This is a genomic window from Marinobacter pelagius (assembly GCF_900114925.1).
GTDB lineage: Bacteria > Pseudomonadota > Gammaproteobacteria > Pseudomonadales > Oleiphilaceae > Marinobacter > Marinobacter pelagius.
In genome coordinates this window covers 1-15,271 of record NZ_FOUR01000003.1, presented here as the reverse complement: position 1 = coordinate 15,271, position 15,271 = coordinate 1, and the positions used below count along the sequence as shown (strand labels likewise).

Below are 15,271 nucleotides of genomic sequence, written 5' to 3'. Positions count from 1 at the left end.
GCTTAGGGGGAGAGGGAAGTGTTAAGTCGGGGTCAGAAGAAAGCTTTCTTCTGACCCCATTTTCAGATCGAAACGATGAAGTTAACCAACAACCTGACCCATCTGGAAGATCGGCAGATACATGGCAACGATCAAACCGCCGACTAACACCCCCAGAACCCCCATAATCATTGGTTCCATCAGCGCTGTCAGGTTATCAACCATGTCATCCACAACACCCTCGTAATGCTCTGCAACTTTGGCGAGCATTTCATCAAGGTTCCCTGATTCCTCCCCGATCGCTGTTAACTGAACAGCCATAACTGGGAAAAGGTCTTGTTGCCGCATGGATGCCTGAAGCTGTGTGCCGCTTGAAACATCATTTTTGATGTTCATGATTGCATCGCGATAAACAGCATTACCGGTTGCACCTGCGACCGAATCCAACGCATCCACCAACGGTACGCCTGAGGCAAAGGTAGTTGAGAGTACCCTGCCAAATTTTGCGACCGCGGACTTATCTAGTATTTCGCCCATAATTGGAAGTTTTAAGACGTATTTGTCAACAAGATCGGAAAATTTCTTGGATCGTCTTTTCGATTCCTTGAAGAGAAACAGCGTAGCGATTATCCCGATAAGAACAACGAACCACCACTTCTGAAGCCATTCAGATAGACTTACCACAAACTGGGTGAATACTGGCAATTCCGCTCCGAAGCCTTGGAAGAGACTCTCAAACTGAGGAACAACTTTTACCAACAGAATGGCTGTCACAATGATTGCCACGACGACAACCGCAATTGGGTAGGTCATCGCTTTTTTGACTTTCTTCTTTAGTATTTCAGTCTTTTCAAGATAGGTGGCAATTCGATCGAGCATTTGCTCGAGTGCGCCGGCTTTCTCGCCAGAATCGACCAGATTGCAGTATAGATCGTCAAAATATTTCGGATGCTTCCTGAGAGCCCCGGCAAAGCTGGTACCCGAAGCAATTTCGTTTCTGATCGTTATTACCAGGTCCTGGAGCCCTTTGTTCTCCAGGCCGTCTGCAACGATATCGAAACTCTGAACCAGAGGCACGCCAGCCTTCATCATTGTGGCGAGTTGGCGAGTGAGCATTGCAATGTCGAATGGGGTTATCTTTTTACTGCCCGGAAACAGTGGCTTGGGCTTTTTCTTGACCTTATCCGGAATGATCCCCTGTTTCCTGAGTTGCGCCTTGACGAGAGCCAGATTCTGGCCTGTCAGTTCGCCCTTGGATTTGTTTCCTTTACGGTCTTTCCCTTCCCAGATATACGATTCCAGCTTCTGCGCTTTCTCTGCCATGCTTAATCCTTCGTCACTCGGTTGGCTTCCTCAAGGCTGGTCACTCCCTGAATCACTTTCAGAAGCGCTGACTGCCGCAGATTACGGAAACCTTCCGCCTGAGCCTGTTTTGCAATTTTGATGGAGCTGGCCTCTTCCATAATCATGTTTGCCAGCTCCTCGGTGATCCTGACCACTTCATAAATCCCGACGCGGCCCTTATATCCTCCATTGCATTTATCACAGCCCTTGGGGCGGTACAACGTGAAGCCTGTATCAATTTGTTCCTGTGTGAACCCTTCCTTTAAAAGCACATCCTTTGGTACATCGGCAGGTTGCTTGCAGCTGTTGCAAAGGCGGCGGCCGAGACGTTGGGCGATGATGAGGCTCACGGAGGTGGCAATGTTAAAGGAGGGCACCCCCATGTTCATCATCCGGGTGAGAGTTTCCGCAGCACTGTTTGTGTGCAGGGTCGATAACACCAAGTGGCCCGTTTGCGCCGCTTTTATGGCGATGTTTGCAGTCTCAAGATCCCGGATTTCACCCACCATGATGACATCGGGATCCTGTCGCAGAAATGCCCTCAGTGCCTCCGCAAATCCCAGTCCCACTTTAGTATTGACGTTGACTTGGTTAATACCTTCGAGATTGATTTCCGCGGGGTCCTCGGCGGTCGAAATATTCCGCTCCGCGGTGTTAAGAATGTTCAGGCCGGTGTATAGCGAGACAGTCTTACCTGAGCCGGTAGGGCCCGTCACCAGAATCATGCCCTGTGGTTGCTCCAGAGCCTCAAGGTACATCTCCTTCTGGTCTTCCTCGTAGCCGAGAACATCAATCCCAAGTTTGGCCTGGCTCGGATCCAGAATACGCAGTACGATTTTTTCGCCCCAAAGCGTGGGAAGCGTGTTCACTCGGAAGTCGATGGCTTTGGTCTTGGACAGCTTCATTTTGATTCGACCGTCCTGAGGCACGCGCCGCTCGGAAATGTCCAGCTGGGACATGATTTTTACCCGGGCAGAGATCTTCGGAGCCAGCTTGATCGATGGGCGGGACACTTCCTTCAGGATGCCGTCCGTGCGATATCGAACGCGATAGGTTTTTTCGTAGGGCTCGAAGTGAATATCGGATGCTCCGCCCCTGATGGCGTCAAGGAGCATCTTGTTGACGTATTTGACAATAGGGGCATCATCGACCTCGGATGCGCTTACAGCGGCGCCGTCTTCATCCTGGTCGCCCCCTTCAGTTTCCACGCTCTCAAGGTCGGCATCATCAAGCTCTCCCATCGAGGTGTCTTGGGATTCCAGGTATTTCTCTATAGTGGTTCGCAGCTTCGCGTCGTCCACGAGAATGGCGTCAGTGCTCAAGCCGGTATTGAACTTGATTTCGTCCAGAGCCTGAATATTGGTCGGATCGGAAACGGCGATAAAAAGGCGATTGCCACGCTTGAAGATGGGCAGGGCATTGTGTTTTCGGATCAGTTTCTCGTCTACCACCTTCTCGGGCATCATCTCGGGCTGGAAGGCCTCCAGGTCGAGAACCGACATGCCAAATTCCATTGCTGCTGAGAAAGCAAGCTTCGAGCTGTTGGCTAGTTCATTCTGGGTAAGGTAGGTGATGAGTGGAATTCGATTCTGCGAGGCCTGTAAAAAAGCGTCCTTTGCTGTTGCCTCATCAAGAAGCCCGTCTTCAACAAACCGCCTGGCAAGGCCGGTCAGCGTCACGTTTCGGTTGCTGCTCGCCATAAGTGCTCTGAATAGATTGTTATAAGTCGATGAATAGTAGATTTATTAAAAAAGAGTTTAGATGTCTGGCATAGGTTTGGGAAGCACCCTGGGTCACAATCTGTTCGATCAGAAGTCAGTCTAATGGTTAATCGCGCCGTCGATCAGGCAGGGGGGGCAGATGAAATCCTTCATCTGACCCCATCTTTGCAGAGAGTTAACAAAAAGATGACAAAAAACGTCACCTCCTGACGCCATTAGACTGTATTGGCATCAAAATAAGTGGTGTGACGAAGTTCGCATAATCATATAACCTACTGACCTTCATGGTTTTTTAACTCTATTTTGCAATTGGCATACTATCTGCTTGATATTGGTCACGCTCACCGCGGTGTCGGGGCAACGCTCCACCGCCCCCGGAGCTGTAACTAAAAACGAAAAGCCTAGAGGTATTAACTATGCAAGACATCAAAATGAACCAAGGCCAGAAGGGTTTCACCTTGATCGAACTGATGATCGTTGTTGCGATCATCGGTATTCTCGCAGCCGTTGCGATTCCGGCTTACCAGGATTACGTTGCACGTTCTCAGGTAACCGAAGCGGTTAACCTGACTGCGGGTCTGAAGTCTCCGTCCGCTGAGTACTTCCAGAACACAGGTTCTGTTCCGACCTTGGCGCAGCTGGGCGCCACAGAGGTTGGTAAGTACGTTCAAGGTATGGCGATCGCAGCTAACGGAACGAACGGCTGGATTATTTCTGCCCAGATGGCGTCTACCGGCGTTAATAACAACATCGCAGACCTGTGGTTTGCTATCGCTACCGATGACGGCGGTTCCACTTGGGACTGCGGTAATGTCGGTAATGCTGCAGGTACAACCACTATTGCCGCAAATTACCTGCCTACCTCCTGTAAGTAATCTTTCAGATCGAGGCAGGCCCATCGCGACCCGGGTCGCGATGGGCCTTTTTATATGTATAAGATAATGAAATGGATTGCCGTTCCTGCAGCTCTCCTTGTATTAGTCGGGGCGCTGCTCTTTATGAATTTTCCGGGGTCAAGTGGGGCCTGGATACTTGATGATTTTGGCAACCTTGCTGGATTGGCTGGTTTGTCCGCAGGGAGTCTGGATAGTTACTATTCGTTTCTTGCCGGGGGTGTCGGTAGTCTGGGGCGACCGCTCTCGCTATTAACATTCGCCTTTCAAAACGAGAGTTGGCCTGACCCACACGACTTCAAAGTTGTGAATTACATAATTCATGCGGTCAACTTCCTCTTGGTTTTCACACTTATTCTCAATCTAACGCGAGCTACAAGGCCCACCACTACCGCGAATAGCAGCTGTATTCTGTTGTTTCTTGGCCTCGTAATTGCCTTTATATGGGCGGCTTCACCGATTCACCAGACTACGATTCAGTACGTTGTGCAGAGGATGGCAATGCTGGCCGCTTTCTGGATGCTGGTTGGGATTAATCTCTGGATCTATCTGCTCTATATTTCCGGGTTTAAAACCGCTGATTTCAGACTCGGACTGGCTTCGGCTTCGGTATTGTTGTGCACCGTTCTCGCAGTGCTTTCCAAGGAGAATGGTATTCTACTTCCGCTGCTTTGCGCTGTAGTGTTTTTCGTTAAGCCTCCTGAAAAATGCGTTAGCAGACCATTACGAATTTTGAGTATCAATGCTGTCCTCAGCCCGCTCTATCTGCTGATTGCTCTCTTTGTTGTTGAGTACCAGAAATACTTTATTGACGCCTATGCGTTTCGAGACTTTTCGCTGACTGAAAGACTTCTTACCCAATTCAGAATTCTTCCTCTCTACGCCATTAAAACGTTGTACCCGGTGGGGCAGGATTTTTTCCTACTCTGGGATAATTTTCCTGTTTCGCAAAGCCTGCTCAACCCGATTACCACTCTGCTTGGACTGGCCTTGATAGCTGTCGGGTTGCTTGTTGCATTTTTTGTTAGGAAGCGGTTTCCTCTCGTGGCAATCGGAATCTTATTCTTCTTGGCGGCGCACCTCCTCGAGTCTTCAGTTCTCGCGTTAGAGTTGTACTTTGAGCACCGCAACTACCTGCCCTCTGTCGGATTGTTTATCGTACTGGCCGGGGTCGCTGTTGAACTCCCCAGAAAGGTACTGCCGATAGTTGCGGGAGGTGCTGCCATTTTCTCGCTGATATTCTCGTTCGTCACATATCATGAGGCCCAGATCTGGGGCGACCCGCTTAAACAAAGTGTCCGGTGGTATCACGAGAATCCGACTTCGCCTAGAACCCATAGCCACATGGCATCGATGCTGGTCTCTTACCAGTTATATGGTAAAGCCGGTGATTTTTATGCGGAGACAATCGAAGAGTTTCCCGATAATGTGACGAAGCCTTTGGCGTGGCTGGAGTTAAGCTGTGTAAATCATAGTGCCACTCCAGTACCGGAGAAGCTTTTGTATCAACGTGCGCAGATTGCAAAGTATGACAAGAATGCTGTAAACACTCTCTCGTCGATTATCGATAAACTTGAGAGTGGGCGGTGCCCTGCGGGTACCGCAGGGAAAGTTTTGAAAACATCGCTCTTATTGCTGGAAAACGAGAAGTTCGGGCGCGGAAGGGCATTTGTTGATTTGAATGTCGCTGCAGCAAAAATCTATTTTTATGCAGGCGAACTGGACAAGGCAAAGCAACACCTAGCCGATGCAGTTGAACGAAGCAAAAGACCGGATGTGCTCTTTGCAGCGGTGCAGGTTGCCATTGCAGCGGGTGAGCATTCGAATGCTGTAGTCCTCTATCAAATATTGGAGTCCAGGTGTGGAATGTCCATTGATCCCCAATGCGTCGAATTGAAGCCAGGTATAGAGGAACTTGAACAAAAATTGAAAATGGGTGGAGAAAGGGCCGGATGAGGGATTCGCTCAGCATCATCATTCCAGCGAAAAATGAACAATCAAGCCTGCCGGGTGTGCTTGACGGAATTTTCTCTTGCTGCACGCCTCTGGAAGTGATCGTGGTTGATGATGGGTCAACCGATGGAACAGCTTCTGCCGCATCGCGAGAGGGTGTGAAAGTAATACGTCATCCTTATTCCAAGGGCAACGGCGCGGCGATAAAGGCGGGTGCCAGAGCGGCCAAAGGAAAGACATTACTTTTCATGGATGCTGATGGACAGCACGATCCCCGGGATATCCCTCGTCTCCTGGAAAAATTGTATGAAGGATATGACCTTGTCGTTGGGGCTCGCGCCAAAGGGTCTCAGGCGAGTATAGGGAGGGGCGTCGCCAACAAGGTCTATAATTGGCTTGCCACCTACATGACAGGACACAAGGTCGAGGATCTAACCTCAGGGTTTCGGGTTGCAAGGGCCAAAAAGTTTCGGGAATTCCTGTCACTACTGCCGAACGGCTTCTCCTATCCGACAACCAGCACCATGGCCTTTTTCCGGGCCGGTTACTCTGTGACTTACGAGAAAATTCATGCCTCACGCCGAGAAGGAAAAAGCCATATCAGTCCGCTGAAGGATGGTCTGCGGTTTCTGTTAATCATCTTCAAGATAGGTACACTGTATTCGCCTCTGAAATTGTTCTTTCCACTGAGTGTGCTGCCTCTGCTATTGGGGCTTGGTTATTATGCCTTCACATATATGACTGTGGGTCGATTCACCAATATGAGTGCACTGCTTTTTACTACAGCAATCCTGATTTTTCTGATGGGCCTGGTGTCAGAGCAGATCACCCAGCTGATGTATAAGGAAGTTGGCTCAGAGGACGATGGTAGGGATTCAGGAAAGGGAACCGAGTCCTTAAAATGAGTCGAATCCTGATCGATATCTGTCATCCAGCACATGTACATTTTTTCAAGAATGTTATTGTCGTCCTGACAGAACGTGGGCACGAGGTTCTTGTTACCAGTCGAGAGAAAGAGGTAACGGTCCGCTTATTGGAAGATTTGGGGGTTCGTCATTGCCTGCTTTCCAGTGCCAGTAAAGGCGGGGTGATTGGCATGCTGAAGGAACTGGTCATTCGCAACCTGGCCCTTTATAAAGTTGTACGGAAATTCAAGCCCCATGCAATGAGCGCTATAGGAGGGATCTTTGTAGCCCAGGTAGGCCGACTGACCAGCACGCCCTCTGTTGTGTTCTATGACACTGAGAATGCGGCCCTGCAAAATGCGTTGACTTACCCCTTCGCTTCCAAAGTCAGCGTTCCAAGGGCCTATGAGGGTTGGTTGCCCAAACGAAGCGAAAGGTATGATGGTTACCACGAGCTGGCGTATCTTCACCCCGAATTCTTCAAGCCCAACTATACCGAGGCGGTGGCAAACGGTTTGTCGCCATCGGGGGATACTTTTCTCGTTCGTGTGGTTTCCTGGAATGCCAATCATGATCTTAATGAAAAAGGCTGGTCGGTAGAGCTTCTTCGAACTGTGGTTTCTTTCCTGAGTACCCAGGGAAAGGTGATTGTATCCTCTGAAGGGCCTTTGCCTGACGCTTTGGCGCCTTATGGCTTCAGTGGAAATCCATCGTCAATCCATCATGTTATGGCCTTCTGCCGGTTGTATGTTGGAGAAAGCGCAACAATGGCCTCGGAATCCGTTGTTTTAGGGGTGCCTGCGATCTACGCGGCACATACCGGGCGAGGGTACTGTAACGAGCAGGAAACTCGTTACGATATGCTGCGGAATGTCAGTGAGCTAAATGAAGGTTCCTTGATGGAGTGTATCAAGGAATTCCTTGAAGTGATGCCTGATGAGATTTCGATGCGACACCAGGCGTTAATGAAAGACACGATAGATGTTGTTGAATATTCGGCCAACCTGATCGAAAGCATGGTAAAAAATAATGCCGTTTCTCCAATCCAATAGAGTGTCGGGCATCGAAAGGTGAGCAGGCTACCCTTCGTAAGCGTTATTGTCCCTTATTTTAATGCCGGGATGCAGGTAGAGGGTCTATTGAGGGCGTTGTCTCGTCAATCCTACCCCCATGAGTTGCTTGAAGTTATATTGGTAGATAATGGTTCAACTGATGATTCCAGAAATATCATCGAATCATATTTGACTTCAGGGACCGATATAAATTTTCGTCTTGTGGAGGAGAATGAGTTAATCGGTTCTTATGCCGCGAGGAATAAGGGGATTCCCCTCGCACATGGTCAGGTCCTCGCTTTCACTGATTCCGACTGTACTCCCGAATCAGACTGGATAATGCAGGGTGTTACTGCAGTTTGTAGCAGAAAACAATCAATCATCGGTGGAAAGGTAGAGCTGCAACTAGTTGATCAGGATAAACCGACGCCGGCGGAGCTGTTTGATCTGGCATACGGGTTCCAGCAACAGGCGAACGTTGAGGAAAAAGGGTTTTCCGTAACTGCGAACCTCTTTGCTAAGCGAGAAGTGTTTGAAGTGGTGGGATTGTTCAATGATAACCTGAAATCTAAGGGGGACTATGAGTGGTGCAACAGAGCTGCGTCTCATGGGTTCTCCATTGTTTATCAGCCTTTCTGCATAGTAAATCACCCTGCGCGTCGAAAACTATCAGAGCTTATTGCAAAAACCCGGCGTATCGCGGGCGGGCAGCACGACATAAATGTACCGGCAAATCTTTCGGTAAACCATCGGAGGGTGCCGCCGTTGCCTATGCGCCTGGGCCAGCAGGTGAGGTTTGTTTTACGCAATAAGCGCATCGGAGGCATAAAACAAAAAGTCTGCGTCATAGGCGTTGGCCTGATTCTGATCTTTGCCAAATATCTGGAAAGAATCCGCTTGGTATTTGGTAATGAGAGTCGAAGATCATAAGGATGGCGCAGCCTCAGTGCAGTATTGGTTAATAGAGGTTCAACTTTGAAACCGCGGCATACCCATAGAATTCCTGAAATCGAGGGGCTTCGCGCCATTGCGGTTCTGGCAGTTGTCCTTTATCACGCAGGAGTCACAGGCCTTTCTGGTGGTTTTACGGGGGTTGACGTTTTTTTTGTAATCTCCGGCTACGTCTTTACGCGATTGCTGCTTCATGAATTGGCGGCTCAGGGATCGATCGATTTATTTTCATTCTATGCCAAGAGAGCCAAACGTCTTTTCCCGGCACTCTTATTTATGGTTGTTGCGGTTTGCTCTTTGTCGTTTATTCTACTCTCGCCCACAGAGCAGGAAACGCAGCAAAACTCTGCCATTGCCTCGTTGATATGGGCAAATAATCTTTATCTTAGTTTTAGTGACAGTGGTTATTTTGATCCCGCCCAGGAATACAATCTTTTTTTGCATACTTGGTCGTTGGGAGTAGAAGAGCAGTTTTATTTGTTATGGCCGTTCTTTTTACTGGCGGGTTCAGGTGTTTTGGTAAATAGATACATGGCCCCTGATATGCCACGGCTGTTTCGGCTCCTTACCCTGGCAGCTGTTCTCGGTTTTTGCTTCTCCGTATTCCTTACTTTAACCAATCCAGTTTGGGCCTTCTTTCTCCCCATTTCCAGGGTATGGCAGTTTTCTTTAGGAGCGTTGATTGTAGTATCTGATCGAATTGTGTCGCGGGAAATGCTTCGCCGAAATTTGGTGATCTCGATTCAGATGCTGGGTGGGATATTGCTATGCGTATCATTCTTTTATTTACATAAGGAGTATTCCTACCCAGGGGTTTTCGCGTTGTTGCCTTCGCTGGGGTGCGCAATGATCATTTTTTCTCTTAAGTTCAATTTCGATACACCCCTAAACCGTGTTCTGAGAAGCAAGATCTTCATTACTATTGGCGGATTATCCTATTCATGGTACCTCTGGCATTGGCCCGTTCTGGTTTTCGGTTGGATATTGATTGAGCCATTTTCAGGTCTTAATATTTTTCTGGTATGCGCCAGTCTGATGATTGCATCTTTTAGCTATAGGTATGTTGAGACGCCTTTCAGGTATTCAGTTTTCGGGCAGCTAAAGCCGATTGGTGTGCTGTTGGTTTTCGCGTCTGTATCTGTTTTGGCTTGGGGCGCTGCTGGGGCCTGGAAAGAGCGGACTGGTGAATTGATAGCTTCTTCCGACCAAGGCTCGGACACATGGGCAACGATTGACTTCCCCGCTATTTATGAGCTGGGCTGTGATGATTGGTTCCACTCATCCGACGTGAAATATTGTACGTTTGGTTCAGAAAAAGCGAAACGAACAGCGGTTTTGGTGGGAGATAGCATCGCAGCACAATGGTTTCCCGCATTAAATGAACTATTTTCTCATGGGGATTGGCGTCTGGTTGTGGCGACTAAGTCATCCTGTCCAATGATTCAAAGGCCCTTCTTTTATGAACGCATTAACCGGTATTTCACCGAATGCGAAGAGTGGCGAAAAAAAGTTATCGCGACTCTTGAGCAGTATGAGCCGACAATAATATTTCTTGGTTCCAGTTCAGGGTACCCGTATTCCAGGAAGGAGTGGGAAGAGTCAGGCATGCCTATTGTCCGTGCGTTTGCTAACATAGCTGAAGGACAGCTCATGATGATCAGTCCGACGCCAAAGTTGGGATTTTCGGGTCCCGAGTGTGTCTCCCGTAATAGGTGGGCCCCCGCGTTCGTAGAGAGGAATTGTAGTACGCAACTTGGCAGCAAAGCTCCGCCGCTTAATCAGGCACTTGAGTACTATAAGGAAGCAGTTAATAAAGTGACGGTCCTGAACTTTAATAATCTGGTATGTCCCGAAGGCGTTTGTAGTGCCAAGCGTGACAATATATTCGTTTATCGTGACAGCAGTCACCTGACAGCTTCGTTTGTAAACCTGCTCACACCTCAAATAAGGCAGATAATTCGTGACGCCGGGGTCCCGGGCCTTTAGCCCGGTGCAAGAATAATATGTTAAGTTGTTGGAGCTTGGGCGCATCAGAATGCATTTTCTAAGTGACGCTCTAAACCTCAACCTCCTCAAACAACTCCGGCACCTCAGCATCCCACCCAAACTTCTCGGTGATGCGCTTTCGCATCACATCACTAGCCACCATCTCCCCATGGGTGACATAAACCTTCTCAGGCTTCAGTGATCCCTGCTCCAGCCACTCCAGGATCTCGTTGTAATCCCCATGGGCAGACATTGAATCCAGGTTGTAGATATCGGCCTTCACCGGCCAGTATTCACCATGAATCTTCACTGAATCTGCACCATTCACCAACGCATCCCCCCGCGTACCCGGCGCCTGGAATCCCGCAAACACAATGCTGTTCCTCGGGTTAGGTAGCAGCGTCTTGAGATGGTGTAGCACCCGCCCACCACTGGCCATGCCGCTGGCGGAAATAATGATGCAGGGATACCGCACAGAATCCAGCTCAATGGATTGCTCCACCGTCCGCACAAACTCGGTCTTATCGTCAATCAGCTCACACTGACTGGCATTGAGCTTGTGTTCCTTATGGTGTTTGCAGAAGATTTCCGTGGCTTTGATCGCCATCGGGCTGTTGAGGTAAACCGGCAGCTTCGGAATCCGCTTCTCGCTCATCAGCTTGTGTACCACGTAGAGAAGCATCTGAGCCCGCCCAACGGCAAAGGCCGGCACCAAGACAATGCCACCGCGCCCGGCGGTGCGTTTGATGATTTCCTCGAGTTCGGTCTCCGGGTCCACTTCGCCGTGGGCGCGATCACCATAGGTGGATTCGCACACCAGCACATCGGCTTTATCAATCGGCTCCGGCGGGCGCATGATCAGATCGTTCTGCCGGCCTACGTCACCACTGAAAACGACGGTGCGTTCATGGCTCTTGTGATGCACATGCACACAGGACGAGCCCAGGATGTGCCCGGCGGGGGTGAACGTTACCTCAAAGCCTTTCACCGGCTCGAACGGCTCGTGGTAGTGCAGGGATTCGAAGTGTTTCAGCGCCTCCCAAGCATCTTTTTCAGTGAACAGAGGCTCGGGGTGTTCATGCTTGGAGAACTTCTTGCGGTAGGCGTATTTGGCGTCCTCCTCCTGCAGGTAGCCCGCATCCGGCAGCAGCACCTTGCAGAGTTCATGGGTCGCCTTGGTGCAGTAGATCTTGCCCTTGAAGCCATTCTTCACCAGCGCGGGAAGATAGCCGGTGTGGTCAATGTGGCCGTGGGTCAACACTACGGCGTTAATGGTGCCCGGATCTACCGGAAACTTCGCCCAGTTCCGCCGGCGCAGGGTTTTTACGCCCTGGTACATCCCGCAGTCCACCAACATGCGGTGTTTCTCGTCCGAGAGCAGGTAGCGGGAGCCGGTGACGGTGCCTGTGCCGCCGAGGAAGCGAAGTTTCATGTTGGCGTCCTTGTTGCTGGTGAAGACGGGGTCAGACGAAAGCCTTTATCTGACCCCTGCTTTATTACTGATACTATGGCGTAAAAATGGGGTCAGATGAAGGGTTTCATCTGACCCCGGCGATGCTTTTAGAGTGAGGGCGCTGGTATTTCTGCCTATTCACACGAGTTTCCCTCCGGCAGAGACCACGATGATCCATCCAGCGCTCTGTTGAACTCCATGTATCGATTCAGACGCTCGGCAGTGTTGAACGTGATCGCCTCCAGATCGCGTGAAACGATGGCCGGCTGTTCGCTGGCAGTCTCATCACCAAAGACGATATACAGGCAGGCAGTGGCGCGGGACATTTTCTGATTTACCTGGCGAATTGCCGTCTGTTCGCTTAGATCAACGAACAGGACCGCCTGGTTGGCGCGAGCTGCTTGCGCAACGGCCGCAACCTCATCTTTATCGGAGAAGTGGCTTTCGATGTGGTTATCGATATCGTCACGAATGCCGTTGTTGTCTGAATCAGGGCCTTCAAGGTCCTGGCTTCGGTCCAGCTTGGGCACCTCACCTGAATCTTCCAGGGATTGCACGCTGGGTGTGTTTTCGGTGGGGGACGAAGTCTGGCCGCTGTCGCTTTTCGAGCACGCAGAAAGCACCAGTGCCAAGGGTAGGCACAAAAGTTCCTTTTTCACGTTTAGCTCCATATATTCTGCTTAGGCCTTATCGGGCCGGAGCGAGTTTAGTCAAAATTGAGGTAGGGTGCCAAGTCTCTTGAAATGTTGATGGTCTATGCGGGAGTGCATTACTGAGGTCTAGGAATGGGTGTTAACATGGTGCCCGAAGAGGGCTGATGAGGGATTTCATCTGGCCCCATTTTTTGGTCAAGGAGGGCCACGTTAATGCATTGCCAACGTTTTGGGTTGGACGTCCACATTACGCGCCATGCTCGCGAGCGCATGGTCCAGAGAAGCATAAGTGAGGCGGAGCTTTCCGCGCTAATGGAGACAGACGAAGTGCGCTATAAAGATGAATCCCGCCTCTGGATAGCCAAGGCATTTAAAGGCCGGTGTGATAGTCTGATCTGTATTGCAGTTGCGCTCGAAGACAAGCTGGTCCTAAAGACGGTGATGCATCACTTTAGTTGGGAGGTTGAGGGATGAGAACAACCTATGATGAGGCGGATGATATTCTGGTTTTGCACCTCTCAGAGAAGCCCATCGTGAAAGAGGCTTCCCAGGATTGGAATACGCATATCAGTTATGCGGATGACGGCACGATTGTAGAAATTGTCATTCTTGAGGCTTCCAAGCAGGGGGCTTGGCCTTTGCTTTGTAGTCACGCCGCGTAGCAGCCCATTATTGAAAATGGGGTCAGATGAACGAGTTCATCAGACCCCTGAGTTAAAATTGGGGTCTGAAGAACGCCTTCTTCTGACCCCGAGTTCAGATTCAGCCCCAGGGACCCGCCCATGCACTACAGCTCCATACTCCCCGATGTCCTCAAGATCGCCGACGAGGCCAGCGAGAAAGTCCTCCACATCTACGAATCCGACTTCAAGGTTCGCTACAAGGAAGACAACTCGCCGATCACGGCGGCTGATGAGGCTGCCCATGAGATTATCTACAAGGGCCTGCGCAACATCAGTCGGGACATCCCGATCCTGTCAGAAGAGGGCAAAAGCATCCCCTGGGAGGAGCGCAAGCACTGGCGCCGTTTCTGGTTGATCGATCCTATCGACGGCACCAAGGACTTCACCCAGCGTAACGGCGAGTTCACCGTCAACATCGCCATGATCGAAGATGGCCAGCCAGTGATGGGCGTTGTCACCGCCCCCGCTCTCAAGACTGCCTACTGGGGCATCGTCGGCGAGGGCGCCCACATGCGGGACCGCACTGGCAAGATCCACCGGATTCGCGTGGCAGAACCGAAAGAAACCAAGCGAGTGGTGGCCAGCAAAAACCACATGAACGACGAAACCCTCGCTTTCATCGAGAAACTCGGCGACCACGAACTGGTCCAGGCCGGCAGTTCCCTCAAGTTCTGCCGAATCGCGGAAGGCCATGCCGACATCTATCCCCGTATGGGGCCAACCAGTGAGTGGGATACCGCGGCGGCGCATGCCATTCTGGTGGCTGCTGGAGGGCAGGTGCAGACGCTGGAAGGGGAGCCTTTGCGGTATGGGAAAGAGGATATTCTGAACCCGTGGTTTGTGGCGGCCGGTAGTTGGTATTTTTAACCTGACAATGGGGTCAGAAGCACCCCAGGGGTCTGATGAACTTGTTCATCTGACCCCATGTTTAAATCTAGAATGGGGTCAGAAGAAAGTTTTCTTCAGACCCCGATCTGACCCCAACTTAAAGTCTAAAGCGGGGTCAGAAGAAGGCTTTCTTCAGACCCCTGAGTAGTCACACCCAACCAAACGGATTTGAAATGACCTGGTACGCCATCCAACACAAACCCGCCCAAGGCGACCGCGCCCTGCAACACCTTCAGAACCAGGACATCCGCTGTTTCTACCCGAAAATCGAGGTGGAAAGAATAAAGGCCGGCAAGCGAACCAAGAAACTGGAGCCTTTGTTTCCCGGCTACCTCTTCGTCAACCTCGAACAAACCGACCCCGTCTGGGCCAAGCTCCGCTCCACCCGCGGCGTTATCCGCGTCGTCGGCTTCGCCAACAAGCCCGCGGCCATCGAAGATGACGTTATCCAGCACATCAAAGACAGCTTGGACAAGGTGGCGGAGACCGGTGGTATTAAGGAAGGAGAGACCGTGGAGTTGGACGACGGGCCGTTCAAAGGCATCAGCGCCATCTTCCAGTCTTATGATGGAGAGGAGAGGGCGATTGTGCTCATCAACTTCATGCAGAAGCAGCAGATGGTGAGGGTGCCGGTGGCGGCTATTCGGAGGTAGGTCGAGCACAGGGGTCTGATGAACTTCGTTCATCTGACCCCAACTTCAAGCCAATCCCAAAGTGAAGTGACCCCCGAAAGTTGGACACCGACTTTCGAGGGGTTACATGAAAAGAACCTACAGCAAGACCTTTAAAATACAGGTGGCGCGGCTCTAT

At 50.7% G+C, this 15,271-nt stretch carries 14 protein-coding genes; 10 read left to right on the top strand and 4 right to left on the bottom strand.

Annotation, left to right across the window (positions count from 1 at the left end; genetic code table 11):
• Positions 1-81: 81 nt before the first annotated feature.
• Together BM254_RS07070 and pilB are read right to left on the bottom strand one after the other, a co-directional pair.
• Positions 82-1,302, bottom strand: a complete 1,221-nt coding sequence (locus tag BM254_RS07070) for a type II secretion system F family protein (protein ID WP_092000855.1) — start codon at positions 1,300-1,302, stop codon at positions 82-84.
• Between the two features lie 2 nt (positions 1,303-1,304).
• Entirely contained in the window at positions 1,305-3,023 is a 1,719-nt protein-coding gene (gene pilB / locus BM254_RS07065; protein WP_092000852.1) for a type IV-A pilus assembly ATPase PilB, read from the bottom strand.
• Between the two features lie 437 nt (positions 3,024-3,460).
• On the opposite strand from pilB, the gene BM254_RS17860 reads away from it, so the two are divergent.
• From BM254_RS17860 to BM254_RS07035, 6 genes are all read left to right on the top strand, one after another.
• Entirely contained in the window at positions 3,461-3,919 is a 459-nt protein-coding gene (locus tag BM254_RS17860) for a pilin (protein ID WP_281248034.1), read from the top strand.
• A gap of 66 nt (positions 3,920-3,985) precedes the next feature.
• Positions 3,986-5,893, top strand: coding sequence for a hypothetical protein (locus BM254_RS07055; RefSeq protein WP_139227041.1), 1,908 nt, complete (start codon positions 3,986-3,988; stop codon positions 5,891-5,893).
• On the top strand, positions 5,890-6,795 hold the full coding sequence (locus BM254_RS07050) for a glycosyltransferase family 2 protein (protein ID WP_092000846.1): 906 nt from the start codon (positions 5,890-5,892) through the stop codon (positions 6,793-6,795). Before BM254_RS07055 ends, BM254_RS07050 begins: the two co-directional genes overlap by 4 nt.
• Positions 6,792-7,847 carry a DUF354 domain-containing protein gene (locus BM254_RS07045; RefSeq protein WP_092000843.1) on the top strand — a complete coding sequence of 352 codons (1,056 nt, stop codon included), beginning with the start codon at positions 6,792-6,794 and terminating at the stop codon, positions 7,845-7,847. The genes BM254_RS07050 and BM254_RS07045 overlap by 4 nt, the downstream gene beginning before the upstream one ends.
• Positions 7,848-7,865: 18 nt before the next feature.
• Entirely contained in the window at positions 7,866-8,777 is a 912-nt protein-coding gene (locus BM254_RS07040; protein WP_092000840.1) for a glycosyltransferase family 2 protein, read from the top strand.
• Positions 8,778-8,822: 45 nt separating this feature from the next.
• Entirely contained in the window at positions 8,823-10,784 is a 1,962-nt protein-coding gene (locus tag BM254_RS07035) for an acyltransferase family protein (RefSeq protein WP_175497215.1), read from the top strand.
• 70 nt (positions 10,785-10,854) lie between these two features.
• On the opposite strand, the gene BM254_RS07030 is transcribed toward BM254_RS07035, so the two are convergent.
• Positions 10,855-12,216 carry an MBL fold metallo-hydrolase gene (locus BM254_RS07030; protein ID WP_092000833.1) on the bottom strand — a complete coding sequence of 454 codons (1,362 nt, stop codon included), beginning with the start codon at positions 12,214-12,216 and terminating at the stop codon, positions 10,855-10,857.
• 155 nt (positions 12,217-12,371) lie between these two features.
• Complete coding sequence (locus BM254_RS07025; RefSeq protein WP_139227039.1) at positions 12,372-12,896, bottom strand: hypothetical protein; 525 nt, start codon at positions 12,894-12,896, stop codon at positions 12,372-12,374.
• 207 nt (positions 12,897-13,103) lie between these two features.
• Here BM254_RS07025 and BM254_RS18005 point away from each other — a divergent pair, with 207 nt between their 5' ends.
• From BM254_RS18005 to rfaH, 4 genes are all read left to right on the top strand, one after another.
• The gene (locus tag BM254_RS18005) at positions 13,104-13,364 is read left to right on the top strand and encodes a DUF4258 domain-containing protein (RefSeq protein WP_092000828.1); all 261 of its coding nucleotides are present in this window, start codon (positions 13,104-13,106) and stop codon (positions 13,362-13,364) included.
• A complete protein-coding gene (locus BM254_RS07015) occupies positions 13,361-13,552 on the top strand; it encodes a DUF2283 domain-containing protein (RefSeq protein WP_092000825.1) in 192 nt (63 codons plus the stop codon). Before BM254_RS18005 ends, BM254_RS07015 begins: the two co-directional genes overlap by 4 nt.
• Before the next feature lie 120 nt (positions 13,553-13,672).
• Positions 13,673-14,440 (top strand): 3'(2'),5'-bisphosphate nucleotidase CysQ, encoded by a 768-nt coding sequence (gene cysQ, locus BM254_RS07010; RefSeq protein ID WP_092000822.1) that lies wholly within the window; start codon positions 13,673-13,675, stop codon positions 14,438-14,440.
• A gap of 194 nt (positions 14,441-14,634) precedes the next feature.
• The gene (gene rfaH, locus BM254_RS07005; protein ID WP_092000819.1) at positions 14,635-15,114 is read left to right on the top strand and encodes a transcription/translation regulatory transformer protein RfaH; all 480 of its coding nucleotides are present in this window, start codon (positions 14,635-14,637) and stop codon (positions 15,112-15,114) included.
• Positions 15,115-15,271 lie beyond the last annotated feature (157 nt).

Excerpts from the sequence above, each read along its gene's own strand:
- BM254_RS07070 (WP_092000855.1), bottom strand. The coding sequence starts at position 1,302 with ATGGCAGAGAAAGCGCAGAAGCTGGAATCGTATATCTGGGAAGGGAAA.
- pilB (WP_092000852.1), bottom strand. The coding sequence starts at position 3,023 with ATGGCGAGCAGCAACCGAAACGTGACGCTGACCGGCCTTGCCAGGCGG.
- BM254_RS17860 (WP_281248034.1), top strand. The coding sequence starts at position 3,461 with ATGCAAGACATCAAAATGAACCAAGGCCAGAAGGGTTTCACCTTGATC.
- BM254_RS07055 (WP_139227041.1), top strand. The coding sequence starts at position 3,986 with ATGAAATGGATTGCCGTTCCTGCAGCTCTCCTTGTATTAGTCGGGGCG.
- BM254_RS07050 (WP_092000846.1), top strand. The coding sequence starts at position 5,890 with ATGAGGGATTCGCTCAGCATCATCATTCCAGCGAAAAATGAACAATCA.
- BM254_RS07045 (WP_092000843.1), top strand. The coding sequence starts at position 6,792 with ATGAGTCGAATCCTGATCGATATCTGTCATCCAGCACATGTACATTTT.
- BM254_RS07030 (WP_092000833.1), bottom strand. The coding sequence starts at position 12,216 with ATGAAACTTCGCTTCCTCGGCGGCACAGGCACCGTCACCGGCTCCCGC.
- BM254_RS18005 (WP_092000828.1), top strand. The coding sequence starts at position 13,104 with ATGCATTGCCAACGTTTTGGGTTGGACGTCCACATTACGCGCCATGCT.
- BM254_RS07015 (WP_092000825.1), top strand. The coding sequence starts at position 13,361 with ATGAGAACAACCTATGATGAGGCGGATGATATTCTGGTTTTGCACCTC.
- cysQ (WP_092000822.1), top strand. The coding sequence starts at position 13,673 with ATGCACTACAGCTCCATACTCCCCGATGTCCTCAAGATCGCCGACGAG.
- rfaH (WP_092000819.1), top strand. The coding sequence starts at position 14,635 with ATGACCTGGTACGCCATCCAACACAAACCCGCCCAAGGCGACCGCGCC.